The 18,752-nt window shown below is 70.1% G+C and carries 2 protein-coding genes; both read right to left on the bottom strand.

Annotated features, from left to right (window positions below):
* Positions 1–79 precede the first annotated feature (79 nt).
* Positions 80–13,219, bottom strand: a complete 13,140-nt coding sequence (locus tag AC5WS7_RS29910; RefSeq protein WP_495957940.1) for an amino acid adenylation domain-containing protein — start codon at positions 13,217–13,219, stop codon at positions 80–82.
* Positions 13,220–13,449: 230 nt separating this feature from the next.
* Entirely contained in the window at positions 13,450–18,579 is a 5,130-nt protein-coding gene (locus AC5WS7_RS29915) for an AMP-binding protein (protein WP_495957941.1), read from the bottom strand.
* Positions 18,580–18,752 lie beyond the last annotated feature (173 nt).

Genomic DNA, 18,752 nt, shown 5'->3' on the forward strand with positions numbered 1-18,752 from the left:
GCGCCGCCCTTCCCATCCCGGATCGCCGCTGTCCGAATAGATTTCACTCCCGCGCCGCGACAGCCGAGGTAACCGGACATTATCGGCCGACCCCGGCATCGCTCGGCGCATGCTCGATATGCAGATCCAGATCGGCGATCAGGGTGTGCGGTGCTGCCGCGATCTGCCGAATCGCCGACGCCAGCCCATAGGACAGCACGTTCGCCACAGATTCGCTGACCTCCTCGGTCAGGTAGCGCAGCGAGAGGCGGATGGGGCCGTTCAGCACCACCGCCACCGCGACCCGATCGGCGAACGCGGGCGCGGAATCGACCTCGGCGATCCGGATGCCGTCGATGATTCCGGACAGTTCGGCCAGGTCGGCCGCGTCGTCCCGGAACATCACCACCGAATCCAGCAACCGGTCCACTCCGAGCGACCGGGCCATATCGGCCTGACTCGGGCAGTAGTAGCCGGGGCGGGCCGACCACTCCGCCCGGATCCGCAGCAGCAGCTCCTCCAGGGACTCCTGCGGTTCCGGCCGCACCCGCACGGGGACGATGCCGCCGAACCGGCCCACCAGGCTGTCGACGTGCGGCACCTGCGGGGAACGTCCGGGCGCGCACACGCCGAACACCACGTCGTCGCGATCGGCGAATCGCGCGAGCAGCAGGCCCCAGGCCGCCTGCACCACCATCTGCACCGTCACGCCCAGGCGGGTGGCCAGACCGCTCAGCTCCACCGCATCGGCGGGCAGCAGTTCGACGCCGACTTCCGCTGTGGCGGAGGCGATTTCGGTCCCTTCGGCGTGGCCGAGCAATGCCGGTGCGCGATATCCGGACAACGCCTCCCGCCAGACCGCCCTGGCCGCGGGGCCGTTCTGGGCGGCCAGCCACGTCGGGTAGGCGCGATACGGATACACGTCGGGCAACTGCCGCGAGCGCGGGCCACGGGCGTACACGGTCAGCAGATCACGCATCACCAGGCGCAACGATCGATCGTCGAGCAGCAGCGGATGCGCGGTGAGCAGGATCCGATGGGTGGTGCCCGCCGACTTCAGCAGTACGAAACGGATCAGCGGCGCGCTGTGCGGATCGAACGGCGCGAGCCGGTCCGCGGCCTGATACCGCTCCACCTCCACCCGCGCGTCGGCGGGCGCGAGATCGGTGAAATCGACCGTCCGCCAGGCGATGTCGACCGGATCGGAAATCACCTGAACCGGGCCGCCCGCCCATTCGCCGAAGGCCACGCGCAAACCGTCGTGCCGGTCGAGCACGGCCTGTGCGGCCAGGCGCAGTCGCCGGTCGTCCAGCGGGCCGCGCAGGTCGACGGCGAATTGCGCACCACCGGTCCGGTGCGCGGTCGCCAGCAGACCCGCCTGTCCGGGTGAGACCGGCCAGACCTCGGCGAGATCGGGGTTCGCATGCTGGAGCCGGTCGATATCGTCCTGGGTCAGCGGCACCATCGGGAAGTCCGAAGGGGTGAAACCGCCTGCCTCCGGCCGGGTTCCGTGCTCGGCCAGGCCACCGAGCGATCGAACCCAGTGCCCGGCAAGTTCTTTGACCTCGTCCGCCTCCAGAACCGCCGAGGCGTAGTCGAATCGGGCGCGAAAGCCCTCCTCGGTGGCGTCCACGGTGAGATCCAGGAACAGGTCGGCCGCCGGAGTGTCCGGATAGGGACGCGCGGGCCTCAGGTCGCGATAGCGGAATGCGATGCGGCCGTGCGCGAGTGCGGCCATCTCGGTCGCGGTCGCCGGATCGAGATAACGCAGCAGACCGTATTGCGCGCCGCCCGCGGGAACCGCGCGCCGCTGCTCCTTCACCCGGGAGATGGCCGCACCCGCCGCAGCGCCGCCGCCCAGGGCCTCGTCCAGATCGATGCCGCCGACATTCGGCGCCATCGGGTAGGTTGCGGTGAATCCGCCTACCGCACCGGCGGATTCACCGCCCGCGATCGACCGGCCGTCCACGGTCAACTGCACCACCGGACCGAGCATCTCGGCCGCGCGGGTGTCCGGCATCATCGCCAGGGCCAGTGCCGTCAGCAGAACGTCTTCCACATCGGTGTGATACGAGGCCGCCACCGCGGACACCGCCGCCGCGCCCTCCGCGGTGATCACCAGCGAAACCCGGCCGCGGGCAGTGAGATCCACACCGTCGAGCGGACTTTCGGCGGGCAGGTCGGCCAGTGCGCGCCGCCACCAGGAGACCTCGCCGCGCACCGCACCGTCGGCGGCGCGCCGCGACAGCGCGTGCGCGACTGCGGCGGGTGCGGCCTGTGCGGGGTCGGCGAGTTCGGTGTGGCCGTCCGACCAGGCCCGGGACAGTTCGTCGATGATGATCCGCCACGAGACGTCGTCCACCACCAGACCATTGGCGGCGATCACGAGGGTTCGTGAATCATCCTGCGGCTCGGCCGATTCCGGCGGATCGATCAGCCCGAAGCCGATATTGCGGCCCTGACCGGGATCCAGCTCGACGGCCAGCGTGCGCACCGCCATCTCCGCGGCGCCCTCGGAGTGGGCGAACCGGCGCGGGGACAACTCGGGCGGTGTCTGCGCCAGTACCAGCCGAGCCTCGTGTGCCGACCCCGCGAAGACGGGCGACCAGGCACGCAACGAGTCGTCACCGGATCGTCCCGGGACGGCGAGGCGAGCCGAGAGCAGCGGATGCCGCCGCATGATCGTCCGCACGGCGGTGCGGATGCTCTCCGTGGGCACGCCGGCCGGAACGTCCAGGGCGATGGCGCGGCTCTGGCGGCCGGAGGGGTCGACCTCCAACAGGCGCACCGCTCGCGGGGACAGCGGGAGTGTGCCGGGCTCGTCCGGCTCGGATCGCCGGCTCGCCGCCTCGATCTGCGCCTCCGGTTCGGCCGGCACGGCTTCGGGTGCGTCCCGTTGCGGGAGCGCGGCAGCGGCACGGTTCGGCAGCGCCCGCCGGGGCTGCATCGGCGCGGACAATACTGTGGCGCTGTCGAATTCCTCCGGGGGCGGGGCGCTCGCGCGAGCCTCCGCGATGATTCGTTCCGCGGGCGTCATGGGACGCTCGGGTGGTAGGTGAGGCTCGGAGTATCCGGCGTGTTCGGCCTGCTCCGGATCCGTCGTCTGCTCCGAACGCGAGTACTCGGCCTCGGGCAGGTATCCGGGACGCTCGGGGTGTTCCGGCTGTTCGGCGTACTCCACGTCTTCGGCGTACTCCGGGTCTCGGACGGACTCCGGCTGTTCGGGGTAATCGGCGTACCCGGATTCTTCCGGATAACCGTCCTGTTCGGAGTAGCCGGATTGTCCCGCCGGTTCCGCTTGCGCGGGATAATCGACGTGTTCCGCATAGTCGGCCTGTTCGGCGTAGGCCCGCTGTTCGGTGTATCCGCCCGGTGCCGAGTACCCGTCCTGGTCCTGGTAGCCCGCCTGACCCGAGTAGTCGACCTCCGGTGCGTGCTCCTCCCCGGCCACGGCGCGATCGGTCACCACGACCTCGACACCGTCCAGCGAGGCGGGGTCCACCGTCCGCAGCGCCGCCTCGGGCAGGAAGGCGTGCGTCACCCGTTCGGAGCGGATCAGTCGCGCCAGTTCCGGGCCGCCGCCGATGGTCGCGGGGGCCACGACCAGTGCCGCCGCCGCCCCCAGGGCCAGGACCAGCTCGAGCACCGCCTCGTCCGACGACGGCGCGGCGAGTGCGAGGACCCGTGAATCATGATGCAGCCGATAGTGATTCGCCTGTTCGGCCAGATCGGCCAGATCTTCGTGGGCAACCACGATGCCCTGGCTGTGATCGACGTCGGCGGAGCCGTACAGGACGTACGCGCCGTCGTCCGGAAGCAGGGAGGTGATCCGCTCCGAATCCGAAACCGGCTCGCCTGCTTGCGCATCCACCTCGGCGGCGAAATTCGGATGGTCCAGCACCAGCCATTCGCCGTCGATCTGCGGCAGCCCCGCGACCACGGCGCGAACCGTCACGCCCAGGACCGCACCGGAATCCGACACCAGATCGGTGATCCGATCACCGGGCAGGCTCGGCTCGACCGGCACCACCGCCGCGCCGGTCTTGGCGACCGACCACAGCGTCACCAGCGCCTCCAGCGAGCGCGGAATCGCCACGGCCACCGGCTTCTCCGGGCCCGCACCGAGCTGAATGAGCCGCCGCGCCAGCTTGGATGAGGCGCGATCGAGCTGGGTGTAGGTGAAGCTGCGGCCCCGGAACACCACCGCCGCACCGTTCGGGTTCGCGGCCACGGCCGAGGTCATGAGTTCCGGGATGGTGCGCGGCCGGGCGGCCTGCTCACCGAGCTGAACCGGGGTGCCCACCGCGACCGTCCAGAATTCCCACACCGAAAGATCTGCCGTCGCGGCAGTCGCCAACCGGGCCCGGCCCTCGGCGTCCAGCCCGAATTCGGTTGCACTGCCGGTCAATTGCCCCACGGCGCCGGCGTGCGAGACGACCGCGCGATCGGCACCCGCGGACTGGATGATCCACGCCGGATGGTTCGCCCGCAGCGGTTCGATTCGCTCCGCATCGGCGAGCCGATGGGTCGGGATACCGTCCAGATTCAGCCTGTCGACCCGGACGACCATCGGCTGTCCGCCCGCGGCGGGCCGATGCGCGGGCGTGCGCCCGATCGGGGTGAGCAGTTCGGTCGGCGCGTCGAAACTCCCGTCACCGCCAGGGCGATTCGAGGCCACGAACGGATATTCCGCATCGGCCAACACGCAGACCGGCCCGGCCCCCGCGAGGATCTCCCGATTGCGGTCCGCATCTCCCTCCGGATCGATGGGCAGCGACGCACCACCGGCCTTGGCCACCGCGTAGACGGCGACGCCGAGATCGACCGAGCGCCGAACAGCCAGCGCCACAACCGATCCCCGGCCGACACCGAGCGAGATCAGATACCGCGCCAACCGGTTCGCCCAGGCGTCCAGCTCGCCGAGGGCGAATTCCGCCGGCCCACCGGCATTCTCCGCCGAGGCGGAAATGATTCCCACCCGGTCGGGTTCGGCCTCCGCCGCGTCCTCGAACAGCGACACCAGGGTCGTCCCGTCGCCGTGTTCGTCCGAGGCCGCGTCGGAATCCCGGCCCCACCGCGCATCCACGCTCGCGTCGTTCGAATCCCCGCGAACCGCTTGCCCGGCATCGGAAGCAGCATTCGCTGCCGCGGACTCCGGTGCCGCGCCCCGAGTTGCGCGACGCTGAGCCAGAGGCGGAAGAGCATCGGCTCGATCGGCGGGCTCGGCATCCCGATGCTCCGAGTAGGCATCCACGCGAGCGGAGTCACTCGCACGTCCCGAATCCCCGCGACCAGCGAAATCCCCACTCGCAGTGGCACTCGCGACATTCGTTTCAGGTGCCGCGCCGCGGGTTCCGCGACGCTGAGCCAGGGGCGGAAGAGCATCGGCTCGATCGGCGGGCTCGGCATCCCGATGCTCCGCTTGGGCGGCGGCATTTTCGGAGGCGTGTGCCGGTGCCGGGGCGTCGGATTCGCCGACCGCGTCGAGGCCACCTATTCCGATGGCGCCCAGGGGCCGGGTGGGGTCGGCGACGAGGGTGGTCAGCAGGCCGGTGAGGCCGGTGGCCAGGCTCTCTGCCGCGCTCTGGTCGAAAAGGTCTGTGGCGTAGGTGATCCTGCCGTCGATGCCGGACGGATTGCCGTCGGAGTCGTAGGTCTCGGTGACGGTCAGGTTCAGGTCAACCGGTGCGACCTCGAGTTCGGTATCGAGATTCTCGACCGTCAGGCCGGGCAGTTCCACCGTCGTGCGTGCGGGCGCCTGCACCGAAACACCCACCTGGTACAGCGGATTGCGGGCGGTGGACGGGCGGATGCCCAGCGCCTCCACGAGACTCGCGAACGGCAGGTCCGCGTGTGCGAAGGCCTGTTCCTGACTGTCCCGCTGACGAATCAGCAAGTCGCTGAAGGACTCCGCGGAATTCAGTCGTGTGCGCAGCACCACCGTGTTGCCGAACGAGCCGATCAGATCCTCGAACTCACCCGCGGCGCGTCCCGGGGCCGGAGCGCCGATCGCGATGTCGTCACCGTTCGACAGGCGGGCCAGGAACGCCGCCACGGCGGTCTCCACGACGGTGAACAGGGTCGTCGCATGGGTGTGCGCGAGTTCCAGTAGCGCGGTGTGGGTGTCGGCATCGATGTGGACGCCGGTCCACGCACCGACCATCGACGCGACTTCCGGGCGCGGGCGGGCTCCGGGCAGGTCGAGCACGTCGGGCAGCCCCGCGAGTTCACCGCGCCAGTAGGCGATCTGCCGGGCGGCGACCGATTCCGGATCGGATTCGGCACCGAGCATGGACTGCTGCCAGCGGACGTAGTCCGCGTACTGCGCCGACAGCGGCGCCCATCGCGGCGGATGATTCGCGGTCCGCGCCGCATAGGCCACCATCAGATCGGCCACGATCGGGCCCAGCGCGGAGCTGTCCGCGGCGATGCGATGCACCACCATGGCCAGCACGTGCTCGCGGCGCGAACCCGGTGCCAGATCGGTGATCTCGAACAACTGCACCCGCAGCGGCGGTTCGGCGGTCACGTCGATCGGCGCGGCCGCGAGTTCTCGCACCGCCGCCGGAATGTCGGCGCGCGCGATCCGCCGTGTCGTCAGCGGCGGACGCGGCACGGCAGCCAGGATCCGCTGCACGGCGCCCGAATCCGGTTCTCGCGCAGGCGGATACACCGTGCGCAGCACCTCGTGCCGAGCGATCACGTCGTCCAGCGCGGCACCCAGTGATTCGACATCCAGACTTCCCGCCAACCGCAACGCGAACGGCAGATGGAACGCCGCCGGGACATGCCCGCCCTGTTCGTCCCGGCCGAAGGCCCACAGCCACTCCTGCGTGGGTGACAACGGCACCGGCTCGACATCCGCCCGAGCCGCACCGGCGGCAGGCGCCTCCGACTCCTGCGGCACCGACCAGCGAGGCAACAGCATCGTCCGAGACTCCGCCTGAGAACCGTTGTCCGACAGCGACTCCTGGTCCGAATCCGCCTCGTCGCGGGGTCGCCGCAGCGGAAGGCCCGGCCGCTCCGGCGATTCCGCGGTCTGCTCCGCACTCGGCACCGACGACGACTCGGCCTCATCCGACCATCCTGCGCCCGAACGCAATCCACGGTCGAAGCCCGCCCGCAGCGACGACAACCCGGACCCCGGCTGCAGCGAATCCAGCTTCGCCTCTGCCGCCGACTCGTCGGGCGCGGGCTCCGCAGCACCGTCGTCCTGCGCTCCGCGGGTCGCCGAGGACGACGCGCGCGGCGACCATCCGGCCGCACGACGCGGCAGACGAACGTGCTCCGAACGCGACGACGAATCGGACTCCGAAACGCCTTCATCCCCCGCACCGGACTCCTGCGACGACACCACCCGCGGCGACCACCCCGCCGCACGACGCGGCAGACGAACGGGCTCCGAACGCGACGACGAATCAGCTTCCGCCCGAGCATCTTCCGCCGCGCCGTTCTCCTCCGAGGGCACCAACCGCGGCGACCATCCGGCATGCGACCTCGCGGACCGTCCCGCGTCCCCCGAATCGGAGGTCGAATCACCCTGCGCCGCAGTCTGTTGCGCAGCAGCTTCGGCCACGCCGTCATCGACCTGCCGGCCGGCGGCGCCCCGCGACCGACGCGGAAGTCCCATCCCGGACTCGGACTCCGACGAGCCCGAACCCGGAGCCGAGCCGGACTCTTCGGCATCATCCCGCCGCCGCGCCTCGCCCCGCGAGCGCTGCGGCAGCATCACCCGCGACTCGGGCTCCGCAAACGCCTCCGATCCCGCGGCGGAACCGAACTCATCGGCATCAGCACCACTACGAGACTCGTCCTCCGACCGACCCGAAAGTCCCACCCCCGCCCGAGACTCCACCGACGCCGACTGCGCACCGGAATCCGTCTCGGCATCATCCCGCCGCCGCGCCTCGGCCCGCGACCGCCGCGGCAGCATCACCCCCGACTCCGGCTCCGCAGACACCTCCGAATCCGAACCAGCAGCGGACTGATCGGCATCGCCCGGTCGGCCGGGCTCAGCTGTCGACCGGCGCGGAAGTTCGATTCGGGACTCGGGCTCCGGCTCCGGTTCCACCGGCGTGTCCGACCCCGACAGCGGGTCCAGCTTCCACTGCTTGGACAGCCAACCCGTCTCCGCCGCGGGGTCGGTCTCCTTCCGTACCGGGGGCGGCGACGCGGGTTCGGGCGTGCGGGGTGCGGGTGTGCCGACGCGGACGACCTTCAGCGAGGACGAGGTCGCGACGCCGAGTGCGGGGTCCGGCAGCGCACCACGGTCGAGTTTGCCCGCGGCCGTGCGCGGTAGCGCGTCCATGGGGACCACGACGTCCGGAATGAGTTCCTCCGGAAGGACTTCCGCCAGCGAGGCGGCCACCCGTTCGGTCACGATCCGTTTGTTCGGACGCGGTGCGACATAGGCGACGAGCCGGTCGTCCCGCGCCACCACCACCGCGTCTCCGACCGAGGATTGCGCTAGCAGAGCGGTTTCGATCTCGCCGGGTTCGATCCGACGACCACCGATATTGATCTGAAAATCGGTGCGGCCCAGGAAATCCAGCCGCGCGGGCAGTTCGCCCGAACCCTCGCGCCAGACGACCAGGTCGCCGGTGCGGTACATCCGCCCCCCGGCATCCTGCTCCGAGAACGGATCGGCCACGAATCGATCCGCGGTGTGGCCGGGCCGATTCGCGTAGCCGCGGGCCAGTGCCGCACCCGCCAGATACAACTCGCCCGGAACGCCCACCGGCACCGGGCGCAGCCGGTCGTCCAACACGTAGACCCGAGTGTTCCACTGCGGCAACCCGATCGGGACGTTCATCCCGTCCGCGCCGGCGGCTGGCCAGTACGTCACCGAGACCGTGGCCTCGGTCGGACCGTACAGGTTGTGCACCCGCGCATCGCTGATCCGCGCGAACGCCGCGACCGTCCGGGCCGGCAGCACTTCGCCGATCACGAAGATCTCCCGCAGCGTCGGGCAGATTCCGGGCGCGGTGCGGTCCGCGAATGCCGCGAGCTGCGAGGGCACGAAGTCGGTGACCGTAACGCCGTGCGCGATAATGGATTCCGCGAGATACAGTGGATCGGAACGGTCCGGCGCGGCGAGCCGCAGCCGCGCCCCCGCCCGCAACGGCAGGAAGTATCCCCACAGCGAGGCGTCGTAGGTCGGCGGTGTCTTCTGCAGGTACACATCATCGCTCGCCAGCGGGTAGGCCGCGAGCATCCAGGCGAGCTGGTGGTCGATGGCCGCGTGCGAGACGACCACGCCCTTGGGCCGCCCGGTCGATCCCGAGGTGAACATGACATAGGCGGGATGGCCGGGACGCAGCGGGCGCGTCAGTTCCTCGGCCCGCACCGGACTCGGATCGAATCCGCTCAGATCCATCGTGTCCAACCGCAGGCTCTGCGTATCGTGCGGCACCGGAACCGAATCCGCGACGGTGGTGACCACGCACACCGGCCGCACCGTCTCGAGGATGTACCCGATCCGCTCGGCCGGATGGTCCGGATCCACCGGTGCGTATGCCCCACCCGCGGTCACGATCGCGTACATGCCGATCAACAGATCCAGCGAGGGCGCGATCGCGAGCACCACCGTGGTCTCGGGCCCGACCCCGCGCGAAATCAGCAGGCGGGCAAGCTGATTCACCCGCGTATCGAACTCGGCGTAGGTGAGTTCCAGGTCGGCGCTGGAGACCGCGATCGCGTCCGGATGCTCCCGCACCGCACGCCGATAGCCGTCCAGCAGCAGTCCGGGCTCGACCGCGTACCGGGTGTTGTTCCAGTCGCCGAGGATCCGCATCCGCTCGTCGGGTTGCAGCAACTCCACATCGCCGACCGGACGACGCGGATCGGCCGTGACCGCCTCCAGCAACAGGACCAGGCGGTCGGCGAATCCGGCCACGGTGATCTCGTCGAACAGGTCGGTGGCATAGCAGAACGAGGCCGACAACCCGTCGGGCACACCGTCCCGCGTGCGCGGGAACACGTCCAGCCGCAAGTCGAATTCCGCCCCACCGCCGTCGAATTCGACTGCCGTAGCGGACAATCCGGGCAGATCCAGTTGCGCGGAACGCTCCTGGCGAACCGTCAGCGCGACCCGCAACCACGATGGGTACGCTCGCGTGGCCCCCGCGCCCAGCGCCTCGGCCAACAGCCCGAACGGCAACTCGGCGTGTTCGAACGCGGCAAGGTCGTGCCGCGTCACCGCCGCCAGCAGATCGGCGAAGGACATGGTCGGATCGACCCGGGTGCGCAGGACCACCGGATTCTCGAAAAGGCCGATGGCACTGTCGAGTTCACGCGCATCGCGGCCCGGAACCGAGGTGCCCACGACGACGTCGCTCGCACCCGACAGCCGCCCGATCAGCGCGGCGAATCCCGCGTGCAGGGCGGTGAACAGCGTGCCGCCCGCGGTGCGGGCGAGTTCCAGGAGTGCGGCCTGAACCTCGCGATCCACCGAGAAGGCGTACACCGCACCGCGTCCGGACGGCGTCGCGAGCCGCGGCCGGTCCGCGGGCAGACTCGGCCCGTCCGTGATACCGGCCAAAGCTCTTCGCCAGTAAGCGATCTCCCGCGCCGCGGGCGAACCCGGCCGGGTCGCATCGCCGAGCACCGAGCGCTGCCACAGCGCGTAGTCGGCATACTGCAACGGCAGCGGCGCCCACGACGGCTTGGCTCGATTGCGCCGACCCAGCAGAGCCACCGCGAGATCGCGCAGAAACGGCGTCACACTGGCCTCGTCCGCGGCGATGCGGTGCGCCACGACGACCACCACGTGCTCGTCCTCGGCGATCTGGGCGACGCCGATCCGAACCGGGATCTCGGCGGTCACGTCGAAGGCAAGGCGTGCGTAATCGCCCAGCCAGCCCTCGATCTCGGATTCCCGCAGCGGCTCCGGCGTCAGATCCGCGAGCACCCGGTCCAGCGGCAGCACGACCTGATATCCGGTCCCGTCCGACTGCGGATAGACCGTCCGCAGCATCTCGTGCCGCTCGATGACGTCGACCACCGCGACCTGTAGCGCCTCCACCCGCATCCGCCCGCTGATCCGCACGGCGAAACACACGTTGTGCGCCGAAGTCGCCGGATTCGAGCGATTGATCGCCCACATCCGCTCCTGCGCCGCCGACAACGGCACCCCCGGCAGCACCGTGTCCTCGAACTCCACGGTCGTCGACGGCCGCGGCATCGCCGTCAACGGAATCGGCTCGGGCCGTGCGCCCGAATCGGGCAACGCGCCCACACTGTCGGGCTCCGAAGCCCGATCGCCGGCCGCACCGGCACTGTCCGCCGATTCCCGCACACCGATCGAATCCTCGACAGCGAACGACCGATCACTTCCCACCGAGGCATCGGCATCGACGGAATCCGGCGCAGTACCCCCAGCCGCCTGCCGCCGGTTCGCGTCCGCGTCCTCCGGCGCCACGGAATCGCTGCCACGCGCCGCCGCGACCGATGCGTCGGCCCCGCTCACAACCGAATCGGCACCGACGTCGCCCGGACCATCCGCGGACCACGCGTCCGAACGCCGTTCGCCGGACGAATCCGGCTCGGCGAACGAACGGTCCCGCCCCAACTCGAGCGAATCCGCCCCGGTAACAGCCTTTTCACGCCGATCCGCATCCGCCGACCGCGACCCCGAACCCCACCCGGCGGGCGCATCCGCGAACGGCCCATCGATCCTCGACGCACCGGACGCGTTCTCGACCGATGCCGCGCCCGCGGTGCGATCGCCACCCCGCGCGCTGTCCCACGAACCCGCACCGACCGCCGAATCCCGCACGGCCGAAGGCCGATCGGCCGCCTCCTGCCCGGAAGCCGGACGCGGGTCGACGCTCGCCCGGCCGGCATCGGCACCCGCGCCGGACACCCCCTCGACCGGCGCCCGATCGAGCCCATCCCGCACCCCGGGCATGAGACCGGCGGTCACCACTGCAGTGGCGGGGCCGATGTACTCGATGGAGCCGTCGGCCGAACGACGCACCCGGTCCCCGGTCCGGAACAGCCGCGAATCGGCGGCGGACAGACCCGCGCCCTCGGGTCCGCCGAGAAACGGATTCGCCACGAAATACGCGGCGGTCCGCGCCGGACGCCGCAGATATCCGCGCGCCAGCTGCGCACCGGCGATGTACAGCTCACCGGTTTCCCCGTCGGGCACCACCGAAAGCCGCTCGTCCAGCACATATTCGGTGATCCCGGGATTCGGCGCGCCGATCCCGGATGCCTCCGCCGGCGAATTCGGCGTGCCGATATTAGTCAGGACGGTGGTCTCCGCCGACCCGTATCCGTGCAGGAAACGGCGCACGGCCGCGCCGAACGGACCCGCGCCGATCGGCTGCGTCCAGCGGTCCACCAGTTCCGGCGGATACGACCGGCCCGCGCAGATCACCACGCGCAATTCGTCCAGTCCGGCCGGATCCATGGCCGCCAGGGCCTCGGGCGGCAGGTACGCGTGCGTGACGTCCTCGCGCAACAGCAGCGGAGCCAGTTCGCCGGCGCCGCGCACGGACGGCGCCGCCACCACCATCGTCGCCGCCCCGCCGACGGCGAGCAGCAGTTCCAGCACCGACGCATCGTCCGAGGGAGCCGCGAAGGCCAGCGTCCGCGAATCGCCGTCGGCTTGATAACGCGTCCGCTGCGCATCGGACAGCACCGACAGTCCGGCCTGCGTCACCATGACGCCGTGCGGTGCGCCGATCGCGTCGACGGTGTACACCACGTAGGCGGGATGTTCGGCGCGCAGCGGCCGCAAGCGGTCGGCGTAGGTGACCGGATCGGCGTCGAATTCCTCCAGCTCCACGGCGATCGCGGCGGTGTCGACGGCCAGCCAGGGCGTCGTGCCGGGCAGTGCCGCGCGGGTCGCGGCCACGGTCAGGCCCAGCACCACGCCGGAATCCACGACGATGTGCGCGATGCGCTGGGCCGGATCGTCCGGATCGATCGGAACGAATCCCGCGCCCGATTTGGCAACCGCCCAGAGCGCGATCACCGCCTCGAGCGAACGCGGAAAAGCCACGGCGACCAGGTCTTCGGGACCGATACCGCGGGCGATCAGCAGCCGCGCCAGACGCGTGGAACGCTCGTCCAGCTCGGCATAGGTCAGCTCCGCGAGCGTACCGGCCGCATCGGCGAGGACGATCGCGGTGCCGTCCGGATCGGCCTCGACCGCGGTCGACATCAGCTGAGGCAGGGTGACCACGCGCGTCCGGCGGCTGCGGGCAGACCGGTGGCGACTCGGGCGGCTCATGCCGGAATCCCCTGCCGGATCATGTTGCGCCGTCCGAACACCCGAAGCACGTTGCCTCACACCCTGCCTGTTGTTGCTCATGCGCCGCTGGGGACGCCACCCTCGATCGATCGAACACGACAGCGGCCGATATCACCGTCGTGCGGATATTCCGAGGCGGAGGGTGGCCGCCCGCGGAACCAGACCATTGTGGAGTACGAAGGCCCGATGGTCACCCGGTGGGCCGGAATTCACCGGATCAACTCGTCGAGCACCATGAACGTCCGCACGACGCCGAAGCCCTCGGCCGGCGCCGCGCCATTGTCCAGAACGACGGCCCGCAAATCCGCCAGCGGCGCCGGATCCAGCCGCGCGAGCCCAGCCGCGTCGGTGAACAGATGCGTCACCCATTCCGCGGCAAGCACCGTGGCGTCGACCGCTTCGTCCGGATTCGGCGGCGGCAATACCAGTGCCGCGCCCGCCGCACCGGCCGCCACAATTTCCAGTAATGCCGCCGGAGACTGCGGAGCCCCCAGATGAAAAGTGCGCGATTCGATATCCAATTCGGTGCCCGAGCGCAATCGATCCACGGCCGCGGCCAATTCGTCGTAATCGAGAACGGTATCCGCGGTGACGAATGCCGGATCTCCACCCCGCAGCGCACGGGTGCGGTCGGCGTACGTCACCGGACGAGCCGATCGGCTGTCGATCTCGGCGGCCACCGCCGGATTGGCCGGAACCAGCCAGTCGATGTGCGAACCGTACGTCGGGACGCCGGTCAGCCCGACCGACACCTCGGGCTCCGGCGCATTCGCCGCCGTGAACACCACTGCCGCACCGGCTTTCAGCACCGCCCAGACGGCCACCACCGCGCCGAACCCGCGGTCGAACCGGACCGCGACGCCGACGCCCGGGCCGCAGTCCCGGTCGATCAGGACCCGGGCCAGCCGCGAGGATCGCACGTCGAGTTCGGCGAAGGACAACGCGCTCGCACCGGACACCACCGCGGGCCCGTCCGGATCGTCCTCGACGATCGCCGCCAGCGCCTGCGCCAACGCGGGACCGGCCGTACCCGCCGCACGGCCATCCAGCGGCGCGAGTTCGGTTGTGGTGTAGTCCGGTTCGGGCTGCGCGATGCGGCTCCGCGCCGTCGTCCGAGGCGGCGCATCCACCGGAACCCGCTCGGCACGCCGGACATACTCGAGCACAGCCTCGCCTCCGAAACCGATCCAGCGGCCCACATCACCCGTGCGATACATCCGGGATCCGGGCTCCCCGAATGGATCGGCCACGAACTGCGTCGCGGTCGGTCCGGGCCGACCGGCACAACCGCGGGACAGCTGTCCACCCGAGAGGTACATCTCCCCGGCCACACCCATCGGAGCCGGATGCAACCGCTCGTCCAGCACGTAACAGGCCAGCCCCGGCAGGGCCCGCCCGACCGCGTTCACCGGATCGTCCGCCCAGTGCTCGTCCACCGCGAGGAACGACGCGTGCACCGTGCTCTCGGCGATTCCGTACATGTTCACCAGCTGAGGGGAATTCGAGATGTGCCGCTCGTACCAGCGCCGCACCGACTGCGGGTTCAGCGCCTCCCCACCGAGCACCAGATAGCGCAGCGCGAGCCTGGCCGAGCTGCCCAATTCGCTGTCGCTCGCGGCCCGATCGGCCTCGACCAGCCCGTCGAACTCCGGCGGCGTCTGCTGTACCACCGTCACCTGTTCCCGAACCAGCAACTCCCGCAACGACTCCGGTGACAGCGCGGTCGGCCGGTCGACCACCACGACGGCCGCGCCGGTCGCCAGCGCACACCACAACTCCCACACCGACAGGTCGTCGGTGTACGAATGGCACAGTGCCCACACGTCGGTCTCGGCGATATCGAACAGCGGCCGGGCATTGACGAACAGCTCGACCACGTTGCGGTGGCTGATGTTCACAGCCCTGGGCGTACCGCCCGGACCCGCGGAGTAGTTCAGATACGCCGTGTTCTCCGGCCGCAACGGGCGAATCCGGTCGGCGTCGGTCACGGGAGCGTCGTGGAACTGTTCGACGTCGTCCAGGACGACGACCGGAATCTGGTTGCCGTGCACCGAAGTTCGCACCTCGGCCGTGGTCAGCAGGCAGACCGCCGCGGTGTCGGCGAGCACGGACTCGAGCGGATCCGGCCCGGAACCGGGCCGCGTACTCGCGGCCGTGGCGTTCCGGACCAGCGAGTCGGGATCGATCGGAACGTAACCCGCCCCGGACAGCAGCACGCCGAGCAACGCCACCGCAAGGTCCGCATTGGGCTCGACCACCACGGCCACCACCGACTCCGGCCCCGCACCATGGCCGATCAACGCCCGCGCGACCCGGTTCGCCCGCCGCATCAGCTCGCCGAAACTCAACGCGGTATCACCGGATCGGATCGCGATCGCGCCGGGACGCTCGTTCGCCCGCTCGGCGATCAGATCCACCAGCGTCACCGCGGGAACCACGGTCCCTGGCGTATTCCATTCGCGCAGAACCAGTTCGCGCTCACCCGGCAGCAGCACGTCGATATCGCCGGCGATCACCCGGTCGTCGGCGGTGACGGCATCGATCACCCGGCCGAAACGATGCGCGAAATCGCGGACGGTCGCATCCTCGAAAAGATCCGTGGCATAGGTGAACCGGGCCGTCATCCCCTGCGCGTCGCCGTGTTCGCCGAGACGTTCGGACATGGTCAGCTGCAGGTCGAATTCGGCTCGCGTGGTGTCGAATTCGATATCGTCGACGGTCAGGCCCGGCAGTTCCGGACGGGTCCGTGCGCTATTGCGCAAGGTCAGCGCGACCTGGCACAGCGGATGCCGGGCCGCGGACCGCACCGGATCCAATTCCTCCGCCAGCTGTTCGAACGGCACGTCGGCGTTGCCGAGCGCCGCGAGGTCCGAATCACGCACCGCGGTCAGCAGATCGGCGAATCCGATGCCCGGATCGATATTCGCGCGCAGCACCAGGATATTGGCGAAGGCTCCGACGAGTTCGTCCAGCGCCACCGCGCCGCGTCCGGTGACCGGGGCGGCGATCGCGATGTCACGGGTGCCGGACAAGCGTGCCAGCAGGATCGCCAGCATCGCGTGCAGCACCGTGAACAAGGTCGCGCCGTGCTCGTGCGCCACCCGATTCAGCACGGCATGCACTCGCGCGTCGATCTCGAACTCCAGCGTCGCGCCGCGCTGCGAGGCGATGGCCGGACGCGGCTGGTCCGCGGGCAGCTCCGCCTGCTCGTGCAGTCCGGCCAGTTCCCCGCGCCAGAATTCGATCTGCTGCGCGGGAACGGAATCCGGATCGTCCTCGGCACCCAGCACCTCACGCTGCCAGAGGGCGTAATCGACGTACTGCACCTCGAGCGCGGGCCACCGCGGGGCCTGGCCCTGCGCCCGGTCTCGATAGGCGGTCATCAGGTCACGGCTCAGCGGCCCGGTCGAGAAGCCGTCTCCCGCAATGCGATGCAGTACGCACACCAGGACATGGTCGGTCTCGCTCGCGGAGAGCACGCGCAGCCGCAGCGGCGGTTCGGCGGTCACATCGAAGCCGGCGCCGACGATTTCGGATACCAGACCGAGCAGTTCACTCTCCGCCGCACGGATGACCCGGACCTCCGGTGTCGCTCGGGGATCGGCTGTCGGCAGGACGAGTTGATAACCGGCACCGCGGAATTCGGGGAACAAGGTGCGCAGGATCTCGTGCCGCCCCACCAGGTCCCGGACCGCGAGGCGCAGCGCCTCGATGTCCAACGGGCCGTGCAGCCGCATCGCCACCGGGATGTTGTCGGTCGCACTCGCCGGATCGAACCGGTTGCGCGACCAGATCCGCTGCTGGACATAGGACAGCGGAATCCGCTCCGGACGGGGCATGGGCCGCAGTTCGCGTGCGGCCACCGACTCCACGTGCCGCCCGATGCGTTCGGCCAGGCCCCGCACCGTGGATGCCTCGAAGACGAACCGCGCCGGCACCCACAGTCCCAACGTCGCGCCGATCCGCGCCGCGGCCACCTCGGCCAGCGGGGAATCGCCGCCCAGGGCGAAGAAGTCGTCGGTGGCCTGGATCGAGCGCTGCCCGGCGTCGGCGGGAATCAGCAGGGCGGCGAAGGTTTCCGCGACGGCCTGCTCCAACAACACGGACGGGACCGGCCCCCGCATCGCCGAGATCGGCTCGGGCATCCGTGACACGAATTCGATGGAACCATCGGACTCGTTGCGCCGCACCAGATCTCCGGTCCGCAACAGCCGCATGCCGGGCTGCGCGGTCTCCGCGCCGAAGGGGCTGGCCACGAACCGACCGGCGGTAGCGCCCGGAAGACCCGAATACCCTTGCGCGAGTACCGGTCCGGACAGATACAACTCGCCGACCGTACCCACCGGTACCGGCCGCAACCGCGAATCCAGCACGAACGCACCGATTCCCGCGATCGGAGCACCGATCGTCGCGGCCTGGCCGGACTGAACGACGCCGCTGACGGTATCCAGAATCGTCGCCTCGGGGAGTCCGTACGCGGTGTGCACCGCGCGCCCGCCACGTACCCAACGGCCGATCTGCTCCGCATCGAACCGGTCGCCGATCACCGCGACGGCCTCGAGATCGTCCAAGCCGGACGAATCCACCGATTCGAGCGCCTCCTGGCTACTGAGCAGATGAGTGATCCGCTCGCGCCGCAGCAGATCCGCGAGCCGGTCGCCGGAAACCTCCGGCGGACCGACGATCAGCATCGCACCGGAGGAGAAGGTGAGCATCAACTCCAGCATCGCCAGGCCGGAATCCGGCGCCCCCAGCTGGGCCACCCGCGATTCGCCGTCCACCCCGAGGTGTTCGCGCATCGCGTTGACCACGGTGGCCAGGCCGGTGTGGGTGACCACGACGCCACCGGCCGAACCGGACGGGTGCACGACGAAGGCGGGATGCTGCTCGGTGAGCTGGCGCACCCGGTCGGTGTAGGAGATCGGATGCGCGGCGTGGGCGTCGATGTGCTCGCCGGTGTGCGCGTCGTCGAGTTCGAGCCATACCAGCTCGTCACCGAGGTCGGCTCGGCACGTGGTGGTCGTCAAGCCAAGTGCCGCACCGGATTCGGTGAGAATGCGGGCGAGTCGTTCGGCCGGGCCGGCCGGGTCCACCGGTGCGCAGGCCGCACCGGCCTTGGCGATCGCCCAGACCGCCAGCACCCATTCGAGCGAGCGATCGATGCCCACGGCCACCGCATCGCCGGGCCCGATGCCACGGGCGATCAACTCCCGGGCCAGCCGCGAGGACGCCTCGTCGAACTCGCGATAGGTCAGCTCGCGCACAGCGGCCGGATCACCGCTGGCATACCCCCGGATCGCCACCGCATCGGCGGCCGATTCCACTGCGGCGGTGAGCAATTGACCGAACAGAGGGTTGCCGGAACGCCGACGGCGATTTCCCCGTGCGGTACGACGAGCTGTATGCATTCGAGCGATGTCACCTCTCGCGGTCGGCCGGTCCGCACCGCCGAACTCAGGTCGAACCTCACTCGCACGGTCCGAGAAAGCATATACGGCTGTAGATCTCGGCG

This window comes from Nocardia sp. PLKS1-43 (genome assembly GCF_059510335.1).